Origin of the sequence: Arthrobacter sp. UYCu512 (assembly GCF_040547075.1) — a bacterium.
Lineage (GTDB): Bacteria > Actinomycetota > Actinomycetes > Actinomycetales > Micrococcaceae > Arthrobacter.
Genome location: NZ_JBEPPA010000002.1, coordinates 38,288 through 62,915, shown reverse-complemented (window position 1 = coordinate 62,915; position 24,628 = coordinate 38,288). Strand labels below are relative to the sequence as shown.

The following is a 24,628-nucleotide window of genomic DNA, read 5'->3' as shown; positions in this document are numbered from 1 at the left end:
CGCAGCCCCTGAGGATCCGCTGCCGGGGCCGGCCGGTAATACTCCGGCCGGACATGTCCGAGCCACGTCGGATTGGCCTGCCGGGGCCGCGGCCGCGGACCGCCCGGGAGTCCGCCGGAGCGGTGGTGCTCCGGCGGTGGATCGTTTGTTGTTATGGACTCGAGCCCATGTGCGTGTGAGCTGAATCGCAGGCCCCCGGCGTCGGCGCCGTCGGAGTGCTGTGGTAATTTAGGAGCGCAAACCATCCTTTTTTAATTCCGTCCCGTGAGGCGGGGAAAGGGGAGACGAGCGTTGACTTCTGTTCCAGAAGCACCGGTTCCGGCCAAGGCTGCACTCGCCCGCGTAGTGCTTAGCCAGGCGGATATTGACCGTGCACTCACTCGTATCGCCCATGAAATTCTCGAGTCCAACAAAGGCTCCCAGGATCTGGTCCTGCTGGGCATCCCGCGCCGGGGCTACCCGCTCGCCGTCCGGCTCGCAGCCAAGATTGCCGCAGCAGATCCGACCGTGGACCCCGCGGCGATTGTCGGCCAGCTGGATGTGACAATGTTCCGCGACGATCTCTCCCACCAGGGACTGCGGCCGCCGTACCCCACCCAGCTTCCCCGCACCGGCATCGACAACAAGGTAGTTGTCCTGATCGACGACGTCCTGTACTCCGGCCGGACCATCCGGGCGGCCCTCGACGCGATCATCGACCTGGGCCGGCCGCGGATCGTGCGCCTTGCAGTGCTGATTGACCGCGGCCACCGGGAGTTGCCCATCCGCGCGGACCATGTGGGCAAAAACCTCCCCACGTCCTCTTCCGAAAAGGTCCGGGTCCGGCTGGCGGAGACCGACTCGGTCGACGGCGTACCGGTCAACGAAGTGGTTATCGAGGCCGCCGCATGAAGCACCTGCTCTCCACCGAGGACCTGAGCCTGTCCAACGCGGTCCGGATCCTCGACACCGCCGAGGAAATGGCCGCGGTGGGGGAGCGTGAGGTGAAAAAGCTTCCCACCCTGCGCGGCCGGACCGTCGTGAACCTGTTCTTCGAGGACTCAACGCGCACCCGGATCTCCTTCGAGGCCGCCGCCAAACGGCTCTCCGCCGACGTCATCAACTTCGCTGCGAAGGGTTCCTCCGTCTCCAAAGGCGAATCCCTCAAGGACACCGCCCAGACACTCGCTGCGATGGGCGCCGACGCCGTCGTTATCCGGCACTGGGCCTCCGGTGCCCCGCACCGCCTCGCCGCCACCGACTGGATCGACGCCGCCGTAATCAACGCCGGCGACGGCACCCACGAACACCCCACCCAGGCGCTGCTGGACGCCTTCACCATGCGCCGGCACTGGTCACGGCTGGCCGGAACCCCGTCCGCGGGTGCGGACCTCGCCGGCATGCGGGTAGCGATTGCCGGCGACGTGCTGCACTCCCGGGTGGCGCGTTCCAACGTCTGGTTGCTGCGCACCCTCGGCGCCGAGGTCACCCTGGTTGCCCCGCCGACGCTGCTGCCGATCGGCGTCGAAAAATGGCCCTGCAGCGTCAGCTACGACCTTGACGAGACGCTTGCCGGCGGCGTTGACGCCGTGATGATGCTGCGGGTCCAGGGCGAGCGGATGAACGCGTCGTTCTTCCCGAGCACCCGCGAATATTCGCGGCGCTGGGGCTTTGATGACAACCGCCTCCAGGCCCTCGACCATCTGGGCCTGAAAGACACCATCATCATGCACCCCGGGCCGATGAACCGCGGGCTGGAAATCTCTTCCGCCGCGGCCGACTCGCCCCGCTCCACGGTGCTGGCTCAGGTCCGCAACGGTGTGTCCATCCGCATGGCAGCCCTCTATCTGCTGCTCTCAGGTGACAACCGCGAACCGGCAGGCCACACCAGCACCATCCGCCCCGCAGAGAACACCTCCACCCCCGCCCCCAAGGAGAGCCACTAATGGCAGCACAACCCCAGGACCCCGGAGCGGGCGCCTACCTGATCCGCGGCGCCGCCATCCTCGGCGGAGCCCCCGAAGACCTGCTGATCCGGGACGGAATCATTGCCGCCCGCGGGCACAACCTCCCAGCGGACGGGGCGACCGTCATCAACGCGGCCGGCCTGGTGGCCCTGCCCGGCATGGTGGATATCCACACGCACTTGCGTGAACCCGGCCGCGAAGACGCCGAAACGGTCGAAACCGGCACCCGCGCCGCTGCCTTGGGCGGCTACACGGCGGTGCACGCGATGGCCAACAGCACCCCGGTGGCCGATACTGCCGGCGTCGTCGAACAGGTCCTCACCCTCGGCCGCACCGCCGGCTGGGTGGACGTCCGCCCGGTGGGCGCCGTCACCGTGGGCCTGGCGGGGGAGCAGCTGGCCGAGCTCGGTGCGATGGCGGACTCCCGGGCCCGCGTCCGGGTCTTCTCCGATGACGGCGTGTGTGTCCACGACCCCGTCCTGATGCGCCGTGCGCTGGAATACGTCAAAGCGTTCGACGGCGTCGTGGCCCAGCACGCACAGGAACCCCGTCTCACCGCCGGGGCCCAGATGAACGAAGGGGAGGTCTCCGCCGTCCTCGGCCTCACCGGCTGGCCCGCCGTCGCCGAGGAAAGCATCATTGCCCGCGACGTGCTCCTGGCCCAGCACGTCGGCTCCAGGCTGCACGTCTGCCACGTCTCCACTGCAGGTTCCGTAGAGATCATCCGCTGGGCCAAATCCCGCGGCGTGAACGTCACGGCCGAAGTCACCCCGCACCACCTCTGGCTCACCGATGAGCTAGCGCGCAGCTACGACCCGGTCTACAAGGTCAACCCGCCGCTGCGCACCGGCGCCGATGTCCAGGCCCTGCGCGCCGCTCTCGCCGACGGCACGATCGACGTTGTTGGCACCGACCACGCCCCGCACCCCAGCGAGCACAAGGAGTGTGAATGGGCACAGGCGGCCATGGGCATGACCGGGCTGGAAACCGCGCTGTCCGTTGTCCAGCACACCATGATCGAAACCGGGCTGATGGGCTGGGCCGACTTCGCGCGCGTCACCTCCAGCGCCCCGGCGGCAATTGGACGCCTTGGCGACCAGGGCCGTCCGCTGGAGGCCGGCGAACCCGCCAACGTCACACTCGTGGACCCGGCTGCGCGCTGGACCGTGGACCCTTCTAAGATGGCCACCATGGGCCGTAACTCACCGTTTGCCGGCCGGGAGCTTCCCGGCAAAGTGGTGGCGACGTTCTTCAAGGGCCACCCCACAGTCCTGGACGGCCAGCTCAATACCCCCTACCGGTGGCCGGCAGAGCCCGCTGGTACCGCATCGGCGGGCCGTCCCTGATGGACAGGTTGCTCCCCGGACTTTTGATGCTCGCCCTTGCGGCAGCGGTGCTGGTGCTGATGTGGTTCGGCTGGCGGAACCGGCTGCGCCGCCAGGCCGACGTCGACCCCCTCCCGCCGGTCCCCGCCGGTCTCGGCGCATCGCTGGCCGCCGCCGCCGGCCAGTACGTGACCACCACCACCGCCGGCGACTGGCTGGACCGGATCGCCGTGCATCAGCTGGGGATCCGGACGAACGCCGAACTCAGCGTCCACCCCGAAGGGGTGCTGTTCGACCGCGCCGGCGCCGGCCCGGTCTTTATCCCCGCGGGCAGCCTCACCGGCGTGCGGCAGGAAAGCGGGATGGCCGGAAAATTCGTCGAAAAGGACGGGCTGCTGATAATCAGCTGGATGCTCGGCAGCCGCGAACTCGATTCCGGGTTCCGCACCCGGCGCGCCGACGACAAAAACATCCTCCTCAAAGCACTGCATGATTTGATCCCCGCGGCCCCCCAGGCCAATGCCGATAGTGGAAAGTAACGACGTGACGGAATCCAACGAAGTTTCAGACGTGACAACAACTGCAGCGACAACAACTGCACCCGCCCCCGCCGTGTTCGTCCTGGAGGACGGCCGGATATTCCGCGGTACCAGCTACGGCGCCACCGGAACCGCACTCGGCGAAGCCGTCTTCGCGACCGGTATGACCGGCTACCAGGAGACCATCACGGACCCCTCCTACGCCCGCCAGCTGGTGGTCCAGACCGCCCCGCACATCGGCAACACCGGGGTGAACAAGGAAGACGCAGAGTCATGGCGCATCTGGGTGGCCGGCTACATCGTCCGCGACGCCGCCCGGCGGCCCTCCAACTGGCGCTCCGAACGCAGCCTCGATGCTGAATTGGCCGAACAGGGAATCGTCGGCATCCAGGGCGTGGACACCCGCGCCATCACCCGCCACCTCCGCGAACACAAGACCATGCGGGCCGGAATCTTTTCCGGCGACGCCGCCCGCGCGGCGGACCGGGAGCTGGTCGAGGCGGTCCTGGCCAGTGCCCCGATGGAGGGCTCACGCCTGGCCGAGGAAGTCAGCGTTGATAAGGCCTACACCGTGGAACCCAAGGACTGGGGCTGGGACGGCGAACCCGTCTTCAGCATCGCCGCGATCGACCTCGGCATCAAAAGGATGACTCCCGTCCGCTTCGCCGAACGCGGCGTCCGGGTGCATGTGCTGCCGGCCACCGCCACCCTGGCCGATGTCCAGGCGGTCAACCCCGACGGCTTCTTTATGTCCAACGGACCGGGCGATCCCGCTACCGCCGACAACCAGGTCAAGCTGCTCCGCTCCGTCCTGGACGAGAAGATCCCGTACTTCGGCATCTGCTTTGGCAACCAGATCCTGGGCCGCGCCCTGGGATTCGGCACCTACAAGCTGCGCTACGGCCACCGCGGCATCAACCAGCCGGTCCTGGACCGCCGCACCGGCAAGGTGGAAATCACCTCGCAGAACCACGGCTTCGCCGTCGACGCCCCGCTCGACGGGGCCACGCAGGCCCCGGAGGAGCGCTTTGGCCGGGTCGAAGTCAGCCACATCAGCTTGAATGATGAGGTTGTAGAGGGGCTGTCCTGCCTCGACATCCCGGCCTTCTCGGTCCAGTACCACCCCGAGGCAGCCGCCGGACCGCACGACGCCGCCTACCTCTTTGACCGCTTCATCGAGCTGATGGCGGACACTGCTTCCGCTACAAAGACTGCCACCGACTTTAAGACTGAGGACACGAAGTAATGCCTAAGAGAACTGACCTCAAGAGCGTCCTGGTCATCGGCTCCGGCCCGATCGTGATCGGCCAGGCCGCCGAATTCGACTACTCCGGCACCCAGGCCCTGCGCGTCCTCAAGGAGGAGGGCCTGCGCGTCATCCTCGTCAACTCCAACCCGGCCACCATCATGACCGACCCCGAGTTTGCCGACGCCACGTACATCGAGCCGATCACGCCCGAAGTGGTCGAGAAGATCATCGCCAAGGAACGCCCTGACGCGATCCTGCCCACCCTGGGCGGCCAGACCGCACTGAACACCGCCATCGCGCTGGACAAAAACGGCGTCCTGGAGAAATACAACGTCGAGCTGATCGGCGCCAACATCGCCGCGATCGAGCTCGGCGAGGACCGCGAAAAGTTCAAGGGTGTGGTGGAACGCTGCGGCGCCGAATCGGCCCGCAGCCACATCATCCACTCCCTTGATGAGGCACTGACCGCCGCCGAGGACCTCGGCTACCCGATGGTGGTTCGGCCCTCCTTCACCATGGGCGGCCTCGGCTCCGGCCTGGCCTACGACGAGAAGGACCTCCGCCGGATCGTTGGCCAGGGACTGCAGTACAGCCCCACCAGTGAGGTGCTGCTCGAAGAGAGCATCCTCGGCTGGAAGGAGTACGAGCTTGAGATGATGCGCGACAAGAACGACAACGTTGTGGTCGTCTGCTCGATCGAGAACTTCGACCCTGTCGGGGTACACACCGGGGACTCGATCACCGTCGCCCCCGCGCTGACGCTGACGGACCGCGAATACCAGCGGCTGCGCGACATTTCCATCGCCGTCATCCGCGAAGTCGGCGTCGACACCGGCGGCTGCAACATCCAGTTCGCCGTCGAGCCGGACACCGGCCGCGTCGTCGTGATTGAAATGAACCCGCGGGTCTCCCGGTCCTCCGCCCTGGCCTCGAAGGCCACCGGCTTCGCGATCGCCAAGATCGCCACCAAGCTCTCGCTCGGTTACACCCTGGACGAGATCCCGAACGACATCACACAGAAGACCCCGGCGTCCTTCGAACCGACGCTGGACTACGTCGTCGTGAAGGTCCCGCGCTTTGCTTTTGAGAAGTTCCCGGCCGCTGACCCCACGCTGACCACCACCATGAAATCGGTGGGCGAGGCCATGGCGATGGGCCGCAACTTCACCGAGGCCCTGCAGAAGGCGTTGCGTTCCCTCGAGCAGAAGGGCTCGCAGCTGGACTTCAGCCACGTTCCGGAATGGGAAGTCCCGGAACTGATCGAAAAATCCAAGCGTCCCACCACCGAGCGCCTGCACCAGGTCCAGCGTGCCATGCTCGGCGGGGCCACCGTGGAGCAGCTTTTCGAAGCGACGAAGATCGACCCCTGGTACCTGGACCAGCTCCAGCTGCTGAATGAGATCTCGGTTGAAATCCGCAGGGCCGCCGCACTGACCCCGGAGATGCTGACCCGGGCCAAGCGCCACGGCTTCTCCGACGAACAGATTGGTGCCCTGACGCACAACTCCGAGGACGTCGTCCGCGGCGTCCGCCAGGCCCTCGGCATCCGCCCCGTCTACAAGACCGTGGACACCTGCGCCGCCGAGTTTGCCGCGTACACCCCCTACCATTACTCCTCCTACGACGAGGAGGACGAGATCGCGCTGCACGCCAAGCCGTCCATCATCATCCTCGGCTCCGGGCCGAACCGGATCGGGCAGGGAATTGAGTTTGACTATTCCTGCGTCCATGCCTCCATGGCGCTCCGCAAGGCCGGCTACGAAACAGTGATGGTCAACTGCAACCCCGAGACCGTCTCCACCGACTACGACGTCTCCACCCGGCTGTACTTCGAGCCGCTGACGCTTGAGGACGTCCTGGAAGTCATCGCGGCCGAGGAACGCACCGGCGGCGTGCTGGGCGTGTTCGTCCAGCTCGGCGGACAGACCCCGCTCAAGCTCGCCCAGCAGCTCGCCGATGCCGGCGTGCCGATCCTGGGGACCTCCCCGGAAGCGATCGACCTCGCCGAGCACCGCGGCGCCTTCTCCCGCGTGCTGGACAAGGCCGGACTCATCTCGCCCAAGAACGGCACCGCGGTGTCTTTCGACGACGCCAAAAAGATCGCTGACGAGATCGGCTACCCGGTCCTGGTCCGACCGTCCTACGTACTCGGTGGACGCGGCATGGAGATCGTCTACGACGAGCCCAATCTCTCCCGCTACATCGCCAACGCCACTGAGATCACCCCGGACCACCCGGTGCTGATCGACAGGTTCCTCGAGGACGCCGTCGAAATTGACGTCGACGCCCTCTATGACGGCACCGAGATGTACCTCGGCGGCATCATGGAGCACATTGAGGAAGCCGGCATCCACTCCGGCGACTCCGCCTGCGTGCTGCCGCCGATCACCTTAGGCAACAACGTGCTCGAACGCGTCCGTACCGCCACCCTGGCGATCGCCGAAGGTGTAGGTGTCCGCGGCCTCATCAACATCCAGTTCGCCCTTGCCTCCGACGTGCTCTACGTCCTGGAAGCCAACCCTCGGGCTTCCCGCACCGTCCCGTTCGTCTCCAAGGCCACCGGTGTGCAGATGGCGAAGGCGGCTGCCCTGATCGGCACCGGCGTCACCATCAACCAGCTCCGCACCGCTTACAAAATGCTGCCGGAAACCGGGGACGGCTCCACGCTGCCGCTGGACGCGCCGGTGTCGGTCAAGGAAGCCGTGCTGCCGTTCAGCCGGTTCCGCACCCCGGAGGGGAAGGTAGTGGACTCCCTGCTCGGGCCGGAAATGCGCTCAACCGGTGAGGTGATGGGGATCGACAAGCACTTTGACACCGCCTTCGCCAAGAGCCAGGCAGCCGCCAACAACGCGCTGCCCACCGGGGGCAAGATCTTCGTCTCGGTCGCGAACCGGGACAAGCGCTCCGTCATCATGGGCGTCAAGCGGCTTTCCGACCTTGGCTTCGAGATCGTCTCCACCGGCGGTACCGCTGATGTGCTGCGCCGCAACGGTATCCAGGCCACCCCGGTCCGGAAGGTCGCCGAGGGCTCCAGTGCCGACGGCGAAGGCACCATCGCGGACCTCATCATCGCCGGTGAGATCGACATGGTCTTCAACACCCCCTCCGGCGGCGAAGCCCGCAGCGACGGCTACGAACTGCGCGCCGCCGCGACGTCGATCGGCATCCCGTGCATCACGACGGTGGCGGAGTTCAACGCCGCCGTCCAGGCCATCGAGGCGCTTCGTACCTACGAATGGTCCGTTACGAGCCTGCAGGAGCACGCCGCGGCACTGGCGCTCTCACAGGAGCGGATGTCCCGGGAGGCGAACTCGCATGCCTGAGGCCACCGCTGCTGACCCGGCGGCCCGGGAGTCCTTCGGTTCCCGGTTGGGCCGGGCCATGGCGGAGCGCGGACCATTGTGCGTTGGGATCGATCCGCACCCGGCGCTGCTGCAGCAGTGGGGACTGAACGACGACGCCGCCGGGCTCGAAAGCTTCTCGCTCACCGTCCTGGAGGCCGTGTCTGCCCTCGCTGCCGCGGTTAAACCGCAAGTGGCGCTGTACGAGCGGCACGGCTCGGCCGGCATGGCCGTGCTCGAACGCACTCTCTCCGCTGCGGCGCAGGCCGGGGTGCTGACAATTGCCGACGCGAAACGCGGCGACATCGGCTCCACCATGGCCGCGTACGCGGACGCCTGGCTGCGGGACGGTTCCGCCCTGGCCGCCGATTCGGTCACGCTGAGCCCGTACCTGGGCTTCGAGTCGCTCCGTCCGGCCCTGGAGCTTGCGGCACACACCGGGCGCGGTGTGTTCGTCCTGGCACTGACGTCCAATCCGGAGGGTGCCTCGGTCCAGCACGTGGGGGGCGCCGACTCCGTTGCCCGCCGGATCGTGCGGGCGGCTGCCGCGGAGAACCGTCGGTATCCGGGGGAGTTGGGTTCGGTAGGCCTCGTTGTGGGCGCGACCGTCGGCTCCGCGCTGCTGGACCTGGACCTGGATCTCGCCCTCGTCCGTGGTCCGATCCTGGCCCCGGGATTGGGGGCACAAGGCGCGACGGCGGCGGATTTGCGCCGGACCTTCGGAGGCGCCTACGGCCAGGTCCTGGCTACGTCCAGCCGGGATATTCTCTCCGCCGGCCCGCGGATCAAAGACCTCCAGGCAGCGGTCCGTCGCACCCTCGAGGAGCTGCGCGCAGCCTGAGCGCGACCGCGTGCCCAGCGGACGGAACCGGCCGCTGGGTGGACCGCTCTGCGGGCCGTCTGCGGCACATGCCGGCCGCGGTCCGCTGCGGGCAGCGACACCGGGCAGTGCTGCGAAAGTTGTCCATTGATTTCTGCCTCGCCAAGACGGTAGGTTCAGGGGAAGTTCGCGGCACCGCACGGTGGTGCGTGCGGTCCGTCCGGGCGGGCAGTCGAAGCGGTCCGTCCGACAAGGCAGGGAGGCATTCATTGGGTTTGCGACCTCTCACTGCGCAGGAGCGTGCCGACGCCCTCGGGAAGGCCGCCGCGGCCAGGACAACCCGGGCCGCGGCCAAGGACCGGCTGAAATCGGGACAGCTGACAATCGCGCAATTGCTGGGCGAAGGCGAGAGCAATGACGCGATCGCCAGGATGCGGATCGTCGAGCTGCTTGAAGCCCTCCCCGGCATCGGACCGGTGCGTGCCGCGGCGATTATGGCGCAACTGGGCATCGCGGCATCCCGCCGGGTCCGCGGTTTGGGAAATCACCAGCGCCGGGCGCTGGTAGATTTTATAGACAACAAGCAGCCCGGACCGCCGGGCTGACTCCCAACCGGATCAAAGGAATATGTGAGCAAGAAACCGGGACTGACAGTCCTCGCTGGCCCGACGGCTGTTGGCAAAGGCACCGTGTCCACCTATATCCGGGACAACTATCCCGGCGTCTGGCTTTCCGTTTCGGCGACCACACGTCAGGCGCGGCCCGGCGAAGTCGACGGCGTCCACTACTTCTTCAAATCGGCCGAGGAATTTGACGTCCTGGTCGAGAACGGGGACCTCCTCGAGTGGGCGGTGGTCCATGGGCGGAACCGCTACGGCACCCTGCGCAGCACGGTAGACGCCGCCATCGCCGATGGCCGTTCGGTGCTCCTGGAGATCGACCTGCAGGGTGCGCGCCAGGTCAAACAGGCCGTGCCGGATGCCCAGTTTGTCTTCCTGGCCCCGCCTAGCTGGGATGAAATGGTCCGCCGCCTGGTCGGCCGCGGCACGGAAACGGCGGAGGAACAGCAGCGACGGCTTGAAACCGCTAAACTAGAACTTGCCGCTGAACCGGAGTTTCACCACACCGTCATCAATGATGACGTTCGACGGGCAGCGGACGAGCTTGTTTCACTCATGGGGCTGACCCCGAACCCACGCTAGGCGCCGGGACGTATCGGCCCGTTAGAATTTGGAGAATTCGTGTCCACGAACCTTGAAGGCATCATCAACCCGCCGATCGACGAGCTGCTGAAGGCCGCCGACTCGAAGTATGGACTGGTAATTTTCGGCGCCAAGCGCGCACGCCAGATCAACGCGTACTACGCGCAGCTGCACGAGGGCCTGTTCGAGTACGTCGGCCCGCTGGTCGACACCAAGCTGAACGAGAAGTCGCTTTCCATCGCGCTGCGCGAGATCAATGAAGGCAAGCTCGTCTCCACTCCGATCGAACCTGCAGAGTAATTACGCAGGCGGAGCACACGTGCGCATAGTCCTCGGAGTCGGGGGAGGGATAGCCGCCTACAAGGTGGCGTCCCTCCTTCGGCTTTTTACTGAAGCCGGCCATAACGTTACAGTCGTCCCCACGGAAGCCGCGATCCGCTTTGTTGGTGTCGCCACGTGGGAAGCGCTGTCCGGAAATCCGGTCAGCAACAGCGTCTTCGACGAGGTTCACACCGTCAACCATGTCCGGCTCGGACACGAGGCCGAACTGATCGTAGTGGCCCCCGCCACCGCCGACCTGCTGGCCCGTGCCGCGGCCGGACAGGCCAACGACCTGCTGAGCAACACGCTTCTGATGGCCGGCGGGTCTCCGGTGCTGATGGCGCCCGCCATGCACACCGAGATGTGGCAGCACCCGGCGACCCAGGCGAATGTCGAGACACTCCGCAGCCGGGGCATCACCGTGCTGGAGCCTGCCTCCGGAAGGCTCACCGGATCGGACTCCGGGCCCGGCAGGCTGCCTGAGCCCGAAGCTATTTTCGAGGCGGCACTCGCCCTCGCAGGGGCGCCAGCTCCAGCAGCGGCTCCAGTGGCGGAGGACGCCGATCCTTCGCCGCTGCGGCCACTGGCCGGACTCACTGTTACTGTCAGCGCCGGCGGCACACGGGAACCGCTGGACCCCGTCCGGTTCCTCGGCAATCGGTCCTCCGGCAAACAAGGTGCAGCACTGGCCGTCGCCGCCCGTGAAGCCGGGGCCAAGGTCCGGCTGCTGGCCGCGCACATGGACGTCCCCGCACCGGCCGGAGTAGACGTGATCAGGGTCGGGACTGCCTTGGAGCTCCGCAAGGCGGCTCTGCACGCGGCCGCTGACTCCGACGTCATCATCATGGCGGCCGCCGTGGCGGACTTCCGCCCGGCGGATGTGTCCAACACCAAAATCAAAAAGCGCGACGACGTCGCCGATCCGGTCATTTCGCTGGTCCGCAACCCGGACATCCTGCGCGAACTCGTCGAGGTCCGGGACGCGGCCTTGCGCCACCAACTGATCGTAGGCTTCGCGGCGGAGACCGGTGATGCTGACGGTGACGTGCTGGAATACGCAGCGGCCAAGCTGCGCCGCAAGGCATGCGACCTGCTCGTCGTTAATCAGGTGGGCCAGGACAAAGTCTTCGGCGAAGACACTAACTCCGTAGTCATCCTTTCCCGCTCCGGCTCCGAACACCAAGAGGCGTCGGGTTCGAAGTCCGACGTCGCGGCTGCCGTAATAGAGCGCATCAGCGCCGAGCTCAGCCGGGTTGTTCCGCCCGCTTGAACCCGGTGTCAGCTGCGTCTCCGTCGTACGGGGACACACGCCGCCGGACGTCCGTTTTCCAACCAGTAAGGTAGTTGAGTGACTTTACCGCTGCACATCCCTGATTTCCACGGGCCCACGCCCGCATCACTTCGGCTCTTCACCTCCGAGTCGGTGACCGAAGGGCACCCCGACAAGATCTGCGACCAGATCAGCGATGCGATCCTCGACGCCTTGTTGTCCAAGGACCCCGAGTCCCGGGTTGCCGTGGAGACACTTGCCACTACCGGGCTGGTCCACGTCGCCGGCGAGGTTACCACCGACGCTTATGTCGAAATCCCGCAGATCGTGCGGGAAACCATCCTGGGCATCGGCTACGACTCCTCGGCCAACGGTTTCGACGGTGCCCGCTGCGGTGTGTCCGTCTCGATCGGGCAGCAGTCCAATGACATCGCCGGTGGCGTTTTCAACTCGCTCGAATCGCGCGAAGGACGCCAGGAGGACGACTACGACCTCCAGGGCGCGGGAGACCAAGGCCTGATGTTCGGCTACGCCAGCGACGAGACCCCCTCCTACATGCCGGTCCCGATCTGGCTCGCGCACCGGCTCTCCGAAAAGCTGACCGAGGTCCGCAAGAGCGGCGAGCTCGGCTATCTGCGACCGGACGGCAAGACCCAGGTCACAGTTGGCTACGACGGTGACCGGCCGGTATCGGTAGAGACCGTGGTTATCTCCAGCCAGCACGCTGAAGGCACCAGCCTCGACCAGCTCCGCGCCGATCTCGCGGCACACGTCGTTGACCCGGTCATGGCACTGTCCAACCTGGACATCTCCCGGGCCAGGAACATCCTGAACCCGGCCGGTGCCTTCGTTATTGGCGGGCCGGTCGGCGACGCCGGACTCACCGGACGAAAGATCATCGTTGACACCTACGGCGGCATGGCACGCCACGGCGGCGGCGCCTTCTCCGGCAAGGACCCGTCCAAGGTAGACCGCTCAGCTGCGTACGCCATGCGCTGGGTCGCCAAGAACGTGGTGGCTGCCGGACTTGCCAAGCGCGCCGAAATCCAGATCGCCTACGCGATCGGGCAGGCCCGCCCGGTAGGGACCTATGTCGAAACCTTCGGCACCGAGACCGTCGATCCGGCCAGGATCAGTGCCGCGATCGCGGAAATCTTTGACCTGCGCCCCCGTGCCATCATCGACGCCCTCGACCTTAAGCGGCCGATCTACGCCAAGACCGCCGCCCACGGCCACTTTGGCCGGGAGGATCCCGACTTCACGTGGGAGCGGCTGGACCGGGTAGACGCGCTGAAGGCGTTCTTCAACGCGTAAGACGCCCGGTTGTGCAGCCTGGTCACCGCAATGGCTGATCGTTTACGGTGATTTAATGTCGCTGCCCCATGATGAGCTGTAGCCAGGCCGCCGAATCCGGCGGCCTGGCTGTTTTGTTTCATGCAGTGCTGGCTGGGCCGGCGCTTAACCGCTGCTGAAGGGAGGAGACGGATGAACGGCCCGATTCAACACGCCACCCCGGATGAACCCCATCAACTCTCATTGCTGCAGGGCTTTCCCACCGTGGCAGCGGCGTCCCCGGGTCCGGAACTTGCCGCCCGGCTTCCGGTGGCGCGGGTGCGGCTTGAATCTTCCCTCCCGCACCTTGACCGGCCCTTCGACTACAGCGTGCCCGCCGCCCTGGACGCCGCGGCGCAACCTGGCGTCCGGGTGAAAGTTAAGTTCAACGGTCAGGAGCTCGCCGGTTACCTGATGGACCGGGCAGCCGAATCCGACGCCGGCCACCCCCTCGTTCCGCTGTACAAAGTGCTCTCGCCGGTGCCGGTGCTAACGGCCGCCGTCGCAGAACTCGCGGGACGTGTTGCGGCCCGCTACGCCGGCAATGTCAGCGACGTACTCCGCGTGGCGGTTCCGCCGCGGATGGCGAAACTGGAGAAGGAGCTCGCCGCCGAGGGGGTCCTGGACCCCTCAGTCTTCGCCGACGAGGCCTCCGGGCGCGGAACGGGCGCGGCACTTCCCGGCGGTCTGGAAGGTTCACGCTGGTCCGGGTACCGCAACGGACCGGCCTTCCTGCAGCACCTGAACGCAGGCGAGTCGCCGCGGGCGGTGCTCAGCGCACTGCAGGGCTACGGTGCCGGCGGCTGGCCCCGGCTGATCGCCGAAGCAGTTGCAGCCGTCCGCCTCTCCGGCCGCGGGGCCATCGTTGTGGTGCCCGACTACCGTGACCTGGACCGGGCGGAAACGGCGCTCCTGCAGCTGCTGCCGGCCGGGGACGTCGCCCGGCTCACGGCGGACGATGGCCAGACGCCCCGCTACCGCAGCTTCCTGCGGATCCTCAGCGGCGCCGCCGGGGTTGCTGTCGGCACCAGGTCCGCCGCCTACGCCCCGGTGCACAACCTGGGTCTCGTTGTCTGCTGGGACGACGGTGACGACCTGCACATCGAGCAGCGCTCACCCTACGCCCATACCCGCGAAGTCCTGCTGCTGCGCGCCGAGCAGGAGGGCGCGGCGTGCCTGCTCGCAGCGCATACCCGGAGTACCGAAACGCAGCGACTCGTCGAGGCAGGATGGGCCCGGTCGGTGGAGGCCGGACGCTCCGTTGTCCGCCGGAGCGTCCCGCGTGTGCTGAACACGGCCGACAGCTACGAACTTGAACACGATCCGCTGGCCCGGATCGCACGGCTGCCCGGCGCGGCCTGGCGTGCTGCCAAGGACGGACTCGAACGCGGCCCGGTCCTGGTCCAGGTCGCGAGGGCCGGTTACGCCCCGTCGCTGGCCTGTGAAAACTGCCGGGAGCCGGCGCGCTGTACGTCCTGCAGCGGGCCGCTGGCCATCGCCGGGGCCAGCGGGAGCTCCGCGGTGCCGCAATGCCGCTGGTGTTCAACGCCGGCGCCTGACTGGCGCTGCGGCACGTGCAATGGTACACGGCTGAGGCGCGGCGCCACGGGGGCCCTGCGGACGGCTGAGGAACTGGGCCGGGCCTTCCCCGGGAAGCCGGTGGTCACCTCATCCGGGGACCGGGTGCTGGCAACCGTTCCTGATTCCAAGGCGCTGGTAGTCGCCACGGTCGGCGCCGAACCCGTCGCGCCCGGAGGCTATGCGGCGGCACTTCTGCTGGACGGCGATTCACTGCTGCGGCGAGAAAACCTGCGGGCCGGGGAAGACGCCGTCAGGCGCTGGTTCAACGCTGCGGCGCTGGTCCGCCCCGCCGGGGAGGGCGGGCTCGTGGTGATCACCGCTGACGACGCCGCCGGTGTGGGCGCGCTGCTGCGCTGGGACCCGGCCGGCTACGCCGAGCGTGAGCTTTCCCTGCGCCAGGAACTGCAGCTGCCCCCTGCTGTTCGGGTCGCGTCGCTGACGGGCGGCCGGACCGCCGTCGGGCACTTCAGCCAGGCCGTCGAGCAACAGCTGGCCGCGCAGGGGATTACCCTTCGGACAGCGGGCCCCGCGCCGCTTGTGATCACCGGCGCACCCGCCCACGGCAGCGTTCGGGGCGCGGCGGGGGATGATGTCCGGACCCTGATGTTCATCCCCTACGGCCAGGCGGCCCACGTCACCATGGCGTTGCGGGCGGTTAAGGCCGCCGCGGCCGCCAAACGCACGGACGACCCGGTGCAGCTGCGGCTGGACGGCGTGGACGTGCTCTAGGGAAGGACCAAGAGGTGCCGGCCGCCTCGGCGCTTGTACAGCGGACTTGCGGAAATGACACCGCGGCCAGCCTCCAGGACGTGACTTCTGCCGCTGCCGGCATCGACGTGTTCCCGGGATTACAAGGAGTGCAGATCTACTCCGATGGCTTTGCTGGCGAGCTGGGATCACTCTGGTTTCATCCCTCAATCAGCGGACGTCCACTCACGTTTTGGCGCCCGATGCGGGCAGTGACCGCAGCACCGTGTATGCCGGGACCTTACCGACCCGGCGGCTGAAGTCCTAGGGCCTGGGCCGTTCGTGCAACTCCTTGGCCTCCGCGGCCGCGTCCAGGAGTCGGCGCGCCGATTCGTCCCAGCTGAAGTCCGCGGCGCGCTCGACCGAGCGGAGCGAACGAGCCTTCCACAGCTCCGCATCCTCCAGTTGCCGCACCGCGGCAGCAAATTCCTGCGGTGAATCCGGGTGGACGTAGCTGACAGCGTCACCACCGACCTCGCGGAAGATCGGGATGTCGCTGGCGATCACCGGTGTGCCGTGGGACATCGCTTCCACCAGGGGCAGCCCGTAACCCTCCGCTTTGGAGAGGCTGATCAAAGCCGTAGTGCGTCCCAGCATGGCCTCATACTCGGCGTCGGTCACGCCGTTGTGGAAGGTGATGCTCGTGCCGGCGGGCGCCAGGGCCTCGAGTTCCGCCCGGCGTTCCGGGGTGATTCGGCTGAGCAGGTGCAAGCTTATATCCGGCAACTCCGCCATGCCCCTGATCATGGTCTCCACGTTTTTGTAAGGCATAAAGGAGCCCATGTACAGGATCGTCTTGTCTGCCCCTGACCCTGGATCCCGCGGCGCGTGGCCGTGCTGCGGGGCGTTGCCCACGATCCGGACCGGACGCCGGGTCAGCTGGTACTTGGAGATCAGTGCCGCCGTCGTGGCGCTGATGGTGGCAACAACGTCGGCACGATTAAGCAGGAAGCGCTGCGGCCAAAAGGCCTTGTGGTAGAGGCGCCAGAGGACCCGGACGGGTGCGGGCAGGAAGCCCGGGGGAGCGGGGTGTTCGTAGTAGATCAGGTCGTGCAGGGTCAGCACCAGCGGGTACTTCCGGCCCCAGCTGCCCATCGTTTGCATCGGGCACACCACCACGTCGGCGTCGAGTGCGTTCACCTTTCGGGCGACGAACAACTCGGCGGGGGAGAGCGGGCTGTTGATCAGGGAATAGGGCACGTCCGGGAGCAGGGCCAGCTGGCGAACGTCGCTGATGAGCATGGAGACCTCGGCGATTTTTGCCGTTGCGGCGATCAGGCTGGCGCCGTAACGGCTGATTCCGTCGTGGTGGTCCAGCCGGGTGAACCGGGCATCAATAATGATTTTCACGCGGAATGGTCCTTCAGGAAGCGTCGGATGAATGCCGCGGCGGGTTCCGGGGTTTCGTAGTGGATCAGGTGCCCGACGCCGGCGATCACGTCCAGGCGGCCGTCCGGCAGCCGTGCCAGCAAGGTGTGCTGGTCCGGTAGCGCCGCAATTTCGTCTTTTTCACCGGCGATCAGCAGCACGGGAAGCGTCAGGCTGGCGGCCACTTCGGCGACATTGCTGCCAACCGATGCCTTAAAAGCTTCCAGCAGGCTCTCACGGTCCGCGAATGCGGAGAAATAGGCGCTGTGCTGGGCGTGGACAAAACGTCGGAGATGTTTCTCGCGCGTTTTCGCCATCGTCTCGCTCATGACCCGGACAATCAGCTGGCTGCGCAGCAGGCCCTGTCCCAGCCGGCGCGGCAGGCGCGCAGCGGTTTCGTAGTAGAGGACGGCGAGTTTGGTCAGCAGGGCCTTGGGCCCCTCAAGGGCCGGGGCGGCGATCGGGTTGATCAGGATCAGCTCCGCCACGGTGCCGGGGTGGCTGGCCACGTAATGGCTCGCGATGATGGAGCCAAAGGAATGTCCCAGCAGGACGGTGTCCGGTCCCAGAGCCAGGGCCGCGATAAAATCGGCGACGAAGCGGCAGTAACGTTCCACGCTGTGCCTGGCATCGGTGAACGCGGCGGAGCTGCCGAATCCGGGGAGGTCCGGCATAATAAGCCGCATCTCGGGGAGCTGGTCGGCAACCCTAAGGAGTCCATGGTGGTCGCCGCGAAAGCCATGGACCACCAGGATGGTGCGGGTCTGCGGGGTCACCGTTACCGGCTCGTAGCTCCAATACGCGACTTTGGTGCCGTTCACTACCACTTCGGCGGGATGGGTGCGCGCCGCAAGCCCGGCGCTGAGCAGGGGAGTGCCGGGGGAAGGCTCGGTGGCCATGTCTACCATTCGATGAGTCCTAATTGACGGAGTCCGGGTGCGAGCCGGTCCGGAAGCCGCGTTCCAGTCCGGCAAGGGTGTCCATGGCGGCGTCGTCCAGGCTGAAGCCAAAGACATTGAGGTTTTCCCTGATCCGGGCGTACGAGCTCGCCTTCGGGATGGCGATATTGCCAAGCTGGACATGCCAGCGGAGGATGATCTGCGCCGGGGTCCTGCCGTGGAGGGCCGCAAGATGAAGGACAGCCGCATCCTGCAGGACCTGGCCGCGGCCCAGCGGGCTCCACGCTTCGGTGGTGATTCCAAGCTCGCGGTGCAGGCTGCGCAGTTCCTCCTGCTGGAGCCAGGGGTGCAGTTCAACCTGGTTGACGGCCGGGACGACTTCCGCCGTCTGCAGGAGGCGGTCCAGGTGGGCCGGCTGAAAGTTCGAGACCCCGATGGCCCGGGCCCGGCCTTCCCGGTACAGCGTCTCCAGGGCGCGGTAGGTCTCCGGATACAGCCCCCGTTCCGCGCACGGCCAGTGGATCAAGTACAGGTCAACGTATTCCAGCCCGAGGTTGGCCATCGACGTGTCGAAGGCACGCAGCGTCGCGTCGTAGCCGTGGTCGTCGTTCCAGACCTTGGTGGTGATAAACAGGTCCTCGCGGGACAAGGAAGGGGAGGCTTCGCCGGAACCGCCGCGGGCGTCATCGCCGCTAACAAAACCGGACAAGGCGCCAACGCCCCGGCCAACGCCGGTCTCGTTGCCGTACATGGCGGCCGTATCGAAGTGCCGGTAGCCGGCTTCGAGCGCCATCGTCACGAGTCCGGGGGCGTCCTCCGGGGGCACCTTATAGAGTCCAAAACCCACCTGGTCGATCAGTACACCGTTGTTGAGGCTGAGCCGGGGTGAGGGTTTCATACCATCGACTTTACCGACTCCGCCGCCTGCACCGCCCACGACGGGCCGGACACGGGAGTCCGGGCGGCCCGGGAAGCGGCAGGATCAGACCAAACCGTCGAATCTGACCAGGTGCCGGGCGCTGGCCTCGTCCAGAATCAGGTCTGTCGCCAGGCCGGCGGCAAGGGCGCCGCGCAGGCCGTTGATCTTGGAAGCCCCCGAGACCACGCAGATCCGCCGGCGGACCTGGCGCAACTGTGCGAGGTCCGGACCGGTGGAACGCTCGTTGAGCATGATCCCGTCCGAGGAGCCGTCTGCGCGGAAGAACACCGTGGCAACATCGCCCACAACGTCTGAGGTGGCCAGGACGTTCAGGTCTTCTTCGTCGAGGTAGCCGCCGGCGTACACGTGGCTGGGATAGTCGGCGTCGACAGAGCCCACGCCGAAAATGGCAATGCTCATGCGGGACTGAAGTTCGAGGATCCGTTGCACGCTTCGTTCATTCCACATGGCCGTTTTGGTCGCGGCGTGGTCGAAGAACGCCGGTACCGGGAACTGCTCCACCCGCGCTCCGTAGGCGCTGCCAAAGCGGCGCATGATGTCGGAGGCATAGGTGATACCAGTGGTTTGCATGTTGCCCGCCCCGTTGAGCTGGACGATCACGCAGTCGTGGGTGATCTTCCGGGTCAAGTGCCGGCTCACAGCGCTCAAGGTCGAGCCCCACGCGACGCCGATAATGGCGTTGGAATCCACCAGCGGCCCGATCGTGCGGGCGGCCTGCATGGCCACGCGGTCCAGCGTTTCCGCCTCATTGAGCGTGTCCACTACCGGAACGACGTGCACGTCCACCTTGTATTCGGCGCGGATCATGCTTTCGAGTTCGGGCCCGGTGTCGAGGGGGCTGCGGATCTGGATTTGCACCAGCCCCGATTCCCGGGCTGAGGAAAGCAGCCGCGACACGGTGGACCGGGACGTGCGCAGCTCGCGTGCAATCGCGTCCATGGTCAGGTCCTGAAGGTAATACAACTGGGCGGCGCGGAGGGCGTCGGAGCTTCGTGAGGGTGTCATCCCACTTCCGTTCTGCACGTTTGTGCATAGTGCTTGACTCCATTTTCCATTACTCCAAAGAATAGTGATGAACGGCGCCGCGCCGCACGGCGCGCCGCACAGGACCAAACCCAAAGGAGTAGTTCTTGGGACAGAAGGATTCAGCCCGCAACCAGGCGTCGGCCGGCGAGCGCGCATCGGTGCAGAAGCTGCAGAGGCGGCCGCACGCGCAGGTGCTTATCATCGGCGGTGGCATAAATGGAGTGGGCACGTTCCGGGACCTCGCCCTGCAGGGTGTTGACGTGGCACTTGTGGAGCGCGGTGACTACTGCCAGGGGGCCAGCGGTGCCTCATCGCACATGATCCACGGTGGTATCCGTTACCTTGAGAACGGCGAGTTCCGCCTCGTCCAGGAATCGGTTGTGGAACGCAACCGGCTGCTGCGCATCGCCCCGCACTACGTAAAGCCGCTCCAGACGACCATCCCCATCTTCAGCACGTTTTCCGGCATCCTCGCCGCGCCGCTGCGGTTCCTGACCCACAAGCAGCACGGGGCTCCCACGGAACGCGGGGCCTTCCTGATCAAGCTTGGCCTGAGCATGTACGACTTCTTCTCCCGGGACGGCGGCACCGTCCCCCGACACCAGTTCCGCGGCCGCCGGCGGGCTCTTGCCGAGCTGCCCCGCCTGCACCCGGGAATCAAATATGCGGCGACGTATTTCGACGCCTCCGTGCACAACCCGGAGCGACTCACGCTGGATGTGCTGCAGGACGGCGAGAAGGCCGGCGCCGCGGGGGCCAGCGATGCCCGCGCCAGCAACTACCTCTCGCTGGTGGCGGTCCGCGACGCAGCAGGGACCGGGCGCACCGGAAGCATCGCGGAACTTCGAGACGAACTCACCGGTGAACGGTTTGAGTTCTCCGCCGACGTCATCGTCAACACCACCGGCGCCTGGGTCGACCAGACAAACCAGGCGATGGGCGAGGCGTCTGCCTTTATGGGCGGCACCAAGGGCTCGCACATTGTGCTGGACCACCCGGAACTGCTCGCCGCCTGCAGCGGACGCGAGATCTTCTTCGAACACACCGACGGCCGGATCGTATTGATCTACCCGATGGGGGACCGCGTCCTGGTCGGGACCACGGACATCGACGCGGACATGGCGGAAGACGCTGTATGCACCGAGGAAGAGATCGACTACTTCTTCGACCTGATCGGCCATGTCTTCCCGGACATCACCGTGGGCCGGGATCAGATCGTCTACACGTTTTCCGGAGTCCGTCCGCTGCCCCGGCACGACGCCACCCAGCCGGGCTTCGTCAGCCGCGACTACCGGATCGAACGCCGCGCCGGGGGCGCCGCCGGGACGGGGAGTGCCGGCGCAGTCGTGCTTAGCCTTGTGGGCGGAAAATGGACCACCTTCCGCGCCCTCGCCGAACACCTGAGCGACAAGGTCCTCGCTGAACTCGGAATGCACCGTAAAATCTCGACGGCGAAACTGGCCATCGGCGGCGGTGCCGGTTTCCCCGAGAGCGAGGATGGCGTGCAGCGCTGGATCAAGGCACACATGACGGACAACCGTGATGCCGACCGCACCGCAGGGCTGCTCACCCGCTACGGCACCCGCGCCGGGGAGATCATCAGCTTCCTCGACGCCGGCCCGGACCCGCTCCTGCACTCCACCCGCGAGCTCTCCGTCCGTGAACTGGAGTTTATGGCCCGGAACGAGCAGATCGGGCACCTGATCGACGTCTTGATCCGTCGCACGTCCCTCGCCTTCCGCGGCCTGGTGACCGGCGAACTTCTGCACGAGGTTGCCGGCATCCTTGCAGGCCCGCTCGGCTGGGACGCGGCCACCCAAGCCGCCGAGATCAGCCACGCTCAGGAGGTGCTCAAGCGATTCCACGGGGTCCACGTCCACAGCGTGGTCGCCGGATAGAGATCGGCGCCCGGGCGGATGACGTCCGGGCGCACCGGCTGCGGGGTTCAATGGAAGACCCGCGCAGCGGCCGGCCGGCGGAGCCACGGCCCCGCCGGCACACCAGCCCTTCAAACCCGCGAGGGGCTGACAACAGAAAATAGAGGAGTCAAAGATGTCTCTTGGAATAGTTTTCCTGTCCGAAGTCTTCGGTACCGCAATGCTGACCCTGCTGGGCTGTGGCGTTGTGGCAAACGTTGCACTGAAGGGTACAAAAGGAAATAACGGCGGATTCCTGATGGTCACCTGGGGATGGGGCATCGCTGTCTTCGCCGGTGTATTCGTCGCCGTGAAATCAGGTGCGCACCTGAACCCCGCCGTGACATTCGGCCTGCTGATCAATGGCAAAGGCACTTACGCCCCCGGCGTTCCGGTCGACTTTGCCTCGACGTTTACCTACTTCGGCGGTGAACTCCTGGGAGCCTTCCTGGGTGCTGTGGTGATGTGGCTGGCCCACAAGCAGCACTTCGATGTCGAGCCCGAGCCCGCCAACAAACTTGGCGTATTCTCCACCGGCCCCGCCATCCGCTCCACCACCTGGAACCTGGTCACCGAAATCATCGGCACCTTTGTCCTGGTCTTCGTCATCCTCACCTTCGGCGGGACACCGTCCGGGCTTGGCCCGCTGGCCGTTGCCCTGCTGGTCGTCGGCATCGGCGTCTCCCTCGGCGGCCCCACCGGCTACGCCATCAACCCCGCCCGTGACCTGGGCCCGCGCATCGCCCACGCCCTGCTGCCGATCAAGGGCAAGGGATCCTCGGATTGGAGCTATTCCTGGATCCCCGTCGTCGGACCGCTCGTCGGCGGCGGCCTCGCCGGCATTGTGGCCGCAGTGGTGCCGATCATTGCCACCGCGGCGGCTTAACCGTCGCGCTGCACACCTCCAACAGCCAACCCCAAGACAAGGACGTCACCATGAACCAGTATGTAATCGCAATCGACCAGGGCACCACCAGCAGCCGAGCCATCATCTTCGACCACAGCGGCAGCATCGTCTCGTCCGGCCAGCTCGAACATGAACAGATCTTCCCGCAGGCCGGCTGGGTGGAACACGATCCCGCGGAGATCTGGAACAACACCCGCGAGGTCATCGGCACCGCGCTGTCCAAGGCAAACCTCACCCGGCACGACATCGCTGCCGTAGGCATCACCAACCAGCGTGAGACCGCCGTCGTCTGGGACAAAACGACCGGCAAAGCCGTTTACAACGCCATCGTCTGGCAGGACACCCGCACCCAGCCCATCGTGGACGAGCTGGCAAAGGACGGCGGTGTGGATCGCTTCAAGGAAAAGGTGGGGCTCCCGCTGGCCACGTACTTCTCCGGCACCAAAATCAAATGGATCCTGGACAATGTTGAGGGCGCCCGCGAGAAGGCCGAAGCAGGCGACCTCGTGTTCGGCAACACTGACTGCTGGGTGCTGTGGAACCTGACCGGCGGCGTCGACGGGGGCGTCCATGTCACCGATGTGACCAACGCGTCCCGGACCCTGTTTATGGATCTCGAGACCTTGTCCTGGGACCAGGACATTCTGGACGCCTTCGGTGTCCCGGCCTCGATGATGCCGGAGATCAAGTCTTCCTCCGAGGTGTACGGGACGGTGCACACGTCCCAGCTGCTGCGTGAAGTTCCGGTCGCAGGGATCCTGGGCGACCAGCAGGCCGCAACGTTCGGGCAGGCGGCGTTTGAAGCCGGCGAAGCCAAGAACACCTATGGCACCGGCTGCTTCTTGATCTTCAACACCGGTGAGGAGATCGTCCACTCCAAGAACGGGCTGCTGACAACTGTCGGGTACAAGCTCGGCGACGCGGCGCCGCACTACGCGCTGGAGGGCTCGATCGCCGTGACCGGTTCCCTGATCCAGTGGCTGCGTGACAACCTTGGCATGATCAGCAGCGCCCCGGAAGTGGAAACCCTTGCCGCCGCGGTCAAGGACAACGGCGGGGTGTACATTGTGCCGGCATTCTCCGGACTGTTTGCTCCGTATTGGCGCTCCGACGCCCGGGGCGCGATCGTCGGCCTGACCCGCTTTGTGAACAAGAACCACATCGCCCGAGCTGCGCTGGAGGCCACGGCGTTCCAGACCCGGGAGGTCCTCGATGCGGTCAACGCCGATTCGGGCGTGCCGCTGACGGAGCTGAAGGTCGACGGCGGCATGGTGGCCAACGACGCCCTGATGCAGTTTCAGGCCGACATCCTGGGGGTGCCGGTGATCCGGCCCAAAGTCGTCGAGACCACTGCCCTGGGGGCGGCTTACGCCGCCGGCCTTGCCGTGGGGTTCTGGAAGGATCTGGGCGAATGCTCGGCCAACTGGGCCGAGGACAAGCGCTGGGAGCCGCAGATGGATGACGCCGAGCGGGACCGCCAGATGCGCCTCTGGAAGAAGGCCGTCACCAAGTCCATGGACTGGGTCGACGCCGACGTGAAGTAAGTCCCAGCCTCTGTTGAGGGAGGCCGCACCCGCCCTGCCCGTCCCCTGCTGCTCCCTGACACTCGCAAGCTCGTGTCGGGACCCTCGCAGCAGGGGGCCCATCGCGGTGCCCACCACACCCTGGCGGGGTGCGGCCTCCCTCTCGAGTGCGTCCACACTTCAGCCGCTCGTGGCGACTTACCTGTGGGTGGTTTGTGGGTGCGCTAAAGTAGTCCTGTGCGCGCGATCCTCCTGCTTAGCTAGCCGCCCGGCATTCCGTCGAAAACCCGGATTGCCGCGCGGCCGCCCCTCCGTGTCGAGGGGCTTTTGTGTGTCCGGGATGTTTGCCGGCCCGCAGCAGGGGATCAGGCGGGAC

At 66.4% G+C, this 24,628-nt stretch carries 20 protein-coding genes; 16 read left to right on the top strand and 4 right to left on the bottom strand.

Features of this window, described 5'->3' with window-relative positions:
* Positions 1–291: 291 nt before the first annotated feature.
* The 13 genes from pyrR (at position 292) to ABIB49_RS02760 (ending at position 15,655) form a co-directional block, all read left to right on the top strand.
* Positions 292–891 carry a bifunctional pyr operon transcriptional regulator/uracil phosphoribosyltransferase PyrR gene (gene pyrR / locus ABIB49_RS02820; protein WP_226775135.1) on the top strand — a complete coding sequence of 200 codons (600 nt, stop codon included), beginning with the start codon at positions 292–294 and terminating at the stop codon, positions 889–891.
* Positions 888–1,925, top strand: a complete 1,038-nt coding sequence (locus ABIB49_RS02815) for an aspartate carbamoyltransferase catalytic subunit (protein ID WP_226775136.1) — start codon at positions 888–890, stop codon at positions 1,923–1,925. Before pyrR ends, ABIB49_RS02815 begins: the two co-directional genes overlap by 4 nt.
* Positions 1,925–3,292, top strand: a complete 1,368-nt coding sequence (locus ABIB49_RS02810) for a dihydroorotase (protein ID WP_226775137.1) — start codon at positions 1,925–1,927, stop codon at positions 3,290–3,292. Before ABIB49_RS02815 ends, ABIB49_RS02810 begins: the two co-directional genes overlap by 1 nt.
* Positions 3,292–3,810, top strand: coding sequence for a PH-like domain-containing protein (locus ABIB49_RS02805; protein ID WP_283479735.1), 519 nt, complete (start codon positions 3,292–3,294; stop codon positions 3,808–3,810). The genes ABIB49_RS02810 and ABIB49_RS02805 overlap by 1 nt, the downstream gene beginning before the upstream one ends.
* Positions 3,791–5,056 (top strand): glutamine-hydrolyzing carbamoyl-phosphate synthase small subunit, encoded by a 1,266-nt coding sequence (carA, locus tag ABIB49_RS02800; RefSeq protein WP_354156657.1) that lies wholly within the window; start codon positions 3,791–3,793, stop codon positions 5,054–5,056. Before ABIB49_RS02805 ends, carA begins: the two co-directional genes overlap by 20 nt.
* Positions 5,056–8,382 (top strand): carbamoyl-phosphate synthase large subunit, encoded by a 3,327-nt coding sequence (gene carB, locus ABIB49_RS02795; protein ID WP_283479585.1) that lies wholly within the window; start codon positions 5,056–5,058, stop codon positions 8,380–8,382. The genes carA and carB overlap by 1 nt, the downstream gene beginning before the upstream one ends.
* On the top strand, positions 8,375–9,241 hold the full coding sequence (pyrF, locus tag ABIB49_RS02790) for an orotidine-5'-phosphate decarboxylase (RefSeq protein ID WP_283479586.1): 867 nt from the start codon (positions 8,375–8,377) through the stop codon (positions 9,239–9,241). The genes carB and pyrF overlap by 8 nt, the downstream gene beginning before the upstream one ends.
* A gap of 248 nt (positions 9,242–9,489) precedes the next feature.
* On the top strand, positions 9,490–9,825 hold the full coding sequence (gene mihF, locus ABIB49_RS02785) for an integration host factor, actinobacterial type (protein ID WP_283479588.1): 336 nt from the start codon (positions 9,490–9,492) through the stop codon (positions 9,823–9,825).
* Between the two features lie 24 nt (positions 9,826–9,849).
* Positions 9,850–10,422, top strand: a complete 573-nt coding sequence (gene gmk / locus ABIB49_RS02780) for a guanylate kinase (protein WP_283479589.1) — start codon at positions 9,850–9,852, stop codon at positions 10,420–10,422.
* A gap of 39 nt (positions 10,423–10,461) precedes the next feature.
* On the top strand, positions 10,462–10,722 hold the full coding sequence (gene rpoZ, locus ABIB49_RS02775; RefSeq protein WP_011692102.1) for a DNA-directed RNA polymerase subunit omega: 261 nt from the start codon (positions 10,462–10,464) through the stop codon (positions 10,720–10,722).
* A 19-nt stretch (positions 10,723–10,741) separates the two neighbouring features.
* On the top strand, positions 10,742–12,013 hold the full coding sequence (gene coaBC / locus ABIB49_RS02770) for a bifunctional phosphopantothenoylcysteine decarboxylase/phosphopantothenate--cysteine ligase CoaBC (RefSeq protein WP_283479594.1): 1,272 nt from the start codon (positions 10,742–10,744) through the stop codon (positions 12,011–12,013).
* 78 nt (positions 12,014–12,091) lie between these two features.
* Positions 12,092–13,327, top strand: coding sequence for a methionine adenosyltransferase (gene metK, locus ABIB49_RS02765; RefSeq protein ID WP_226775144.1), 1,236 nt, complete (start codon positions 12,092–12,094; stop codon positions 13,325–13,327).
* Between the two features lie 171 nt (positions 13,328–13,498).
* Positions 13,499–15,655, top strand: coding sequence for a primosomal protein N' (locus ABIB49_RS02760; RefSeq protein ID WP_283479596.1), 2,157 nt, complete (start codon positions 13,499–13,501; stop codon positions 15,653–15,655).
* 282 nt (positions 15,656–15,937) lie between these two features.
* Here the strand turns inward: ABIB49_RS02760 and ABIB49_RS02755 are convergent, their stop codons facing one another.
* The 4 genes from ABIB49_RS02755 to ABIB49_RS02740 all read right to left on the bottom strand — a co-directional run bounded on the left by ABIB49_RS02755 (position 15,938) and on the right by ABIB49_RS02740 (position 19,885).
* Positions 15,938–17,023 (bottom strand): glycosyltransferase family 4 protein, encoded by a 1,086-nt coding sequence (locus tag ABIB49_RS02755; protein WP_226775146.1) that lies wholly within the window; start codon positions 17,021–17,023, stop codon positions 15,938–15,940.
* A complete protein-coding gene (locus tag ABIB49_RS02750) occupies positions 17,020–17,940 on the bottom strand; it encodes an alpha/beta fold hydrolase (protein ID WP_226775147.1) in 921 nt (306 codons plus the stop codon). The genes ABIB49_RS02755 and ABIB49_RS02750 overlap by 4 nt, the downstream gene beginning before the upstream one ends.
* A gap of 19 nt (positions 17,941–17,959) precedes the next feature.
* The gene (locus ABIB49_RS02745) at positions 17,960–18,838 is read right to left on the bottom strand and encodes an aldo/keto reductase (RefSeq protein ID WP_226775148.1); all 879 of its coding nucleotides are present in this window, start codon (positions 18,836–18,838) and stop codon (positions 17,960–17,962) included.
* An 84-nt stretch (positions 18,839–18,922) separates the two neighbouring features.
* Positions 18,923–19,885, bottom strand: a complete 963-nt coding sequence (locus tag ABIB49_RS02740) for a sugar-binding transcriptional regulator (protein WP_226775149.1) — start codon at positions 19,883–19,885, stop codon at positions 18,923–18,925.
* A 125-nt stretch (positions 19,886–20,010) separates the two neighbouring features.
* Here ABIB49_RS02740 and ABIB49_RS02735 point away from each other — a divergent pair, with 125 nt between their 5' ends.
* The 3 genes from ABIB49_RS02735 (at position 20,011) to glpK (ending at position 24,273) form a co-directional block, all read left to right on the top strand.
* Positions 20,011–21,804 carry a glycerol-3-phosphate dehydrogenase/oxidase gene (locus ABIB49_RS02735; protein WP_226775150.1) on the top strand — a complete coding sequence of 598 codons (1,794 nt, stop codon included), beginning with the start codon at positions 20,011–20,013 and terminating at the stop codon, positions 21,802–21,804.
* Positions 21,805–21,958: 154 nt separating this feature from the next.
* Entirely contained in the window at positions 21,959–22,708 is a 750-nt protein-coding gene (locus ABIB49_RS02730; RefSeq protein WP_226775151.1) for an MIP/aquaporin family protein, read from the top strand.
* Between the two features lie 50 nt (positions 22,709–22,758).
* On the top strand, positions 22,759–24,273 hold the full coding sequence (glpK, locus tag ABIB49_RS02725; RefSeq protein ID WP_226775152.1) for a glycerol kinase GlpK: 1,515 nt from the start codon (positions 22,759–22,761) through the stop codon (positions 24,271–24,273).
* The last annotated feature ends 355 nt before the right edge of the window (positions 24,274–24,628 follow it).

Coding starts and splice junctions, on each gene's coding strand:
- ABIB49_RS02745 (WP_226775148.1), bottom strand. CDS start 18,838: ATGAAACCCTCACCCCGGCTCAGCCTCAACAACGGTGTACTGATCGAC.
- ABIB49_RS02740 (WP_226775149.1), bottom strand. CDS start 19,885: ATGACACCCTCACGAAGCTCCGACGCCCTCCGCGCCGCCCAGTTGTAT.
- carB (WP_283479585.1), top strand. CDS start 5,056: ATGCCTAAGAGAACTGACCTCAAGAGCGTCCTGGTCATCGGCTCCGGC.
- carA (WP_354156657.1), top strand. CDS start 3,791: ATGCCGATAGTGGAAAGTAACGACGTGACGGAATCCAACGAAGTTTCA.
- ABIB49_RS02730 (WP_226775151.1), top strand. CDS start 21,959: ATGTCTCTTGGAATAGTTTTCCTGTCCGAAGTCTTCGGTACCGCAATG.
- ABIB49_RS02810 (WP_226775137.1), top strand. CDS start 1,925: ATGGCAGCACAACCCCAGGACCCCGGAGCGGGCGCCTACCTGATCCGC.
- glpK (WP_226775152.1), top strand. CDS start 22,759: ATGAACCAGTATGTAATCGCAATCGACCAGGGCACCACCAGCAGCCGA.
- pyrF (WP_283479586.1), top strand. CDS start 8,375: ATGCCTGAGGCCACCGCTGCTGACCCGGCGGCCCGGGAGTCCTTCGGT.
- ABIB49_RS02815 (WP_226775136.1), top strand. CDS start 888: ATGAAGCACCTGCTCTCCACCGAGGACCTGAGCCTGTCCAACGCGGTC.
- ABIB49_RS02750 (WP_226775147.1), bottom strand. CDS start 17,940: ATGGCCACCGAGCCTTCCCCCGGCACTCCCCTGCTCAGCGCCGGGCTT.
- ABIB49_RS02805 (WP_283479735.1), top strand. CDS start 3,292: ATGGACAGGTTGCTCCCCGGACTTTTGATGCTCGCCCTTGCGGCAGCG.
- ABIB49_RS02760 (WP_283479596.1), top strand. CDS start 13,499: ATGAACGGCCCGATTCAACACGCCACCCCGGATGAACCCCATCAACTC.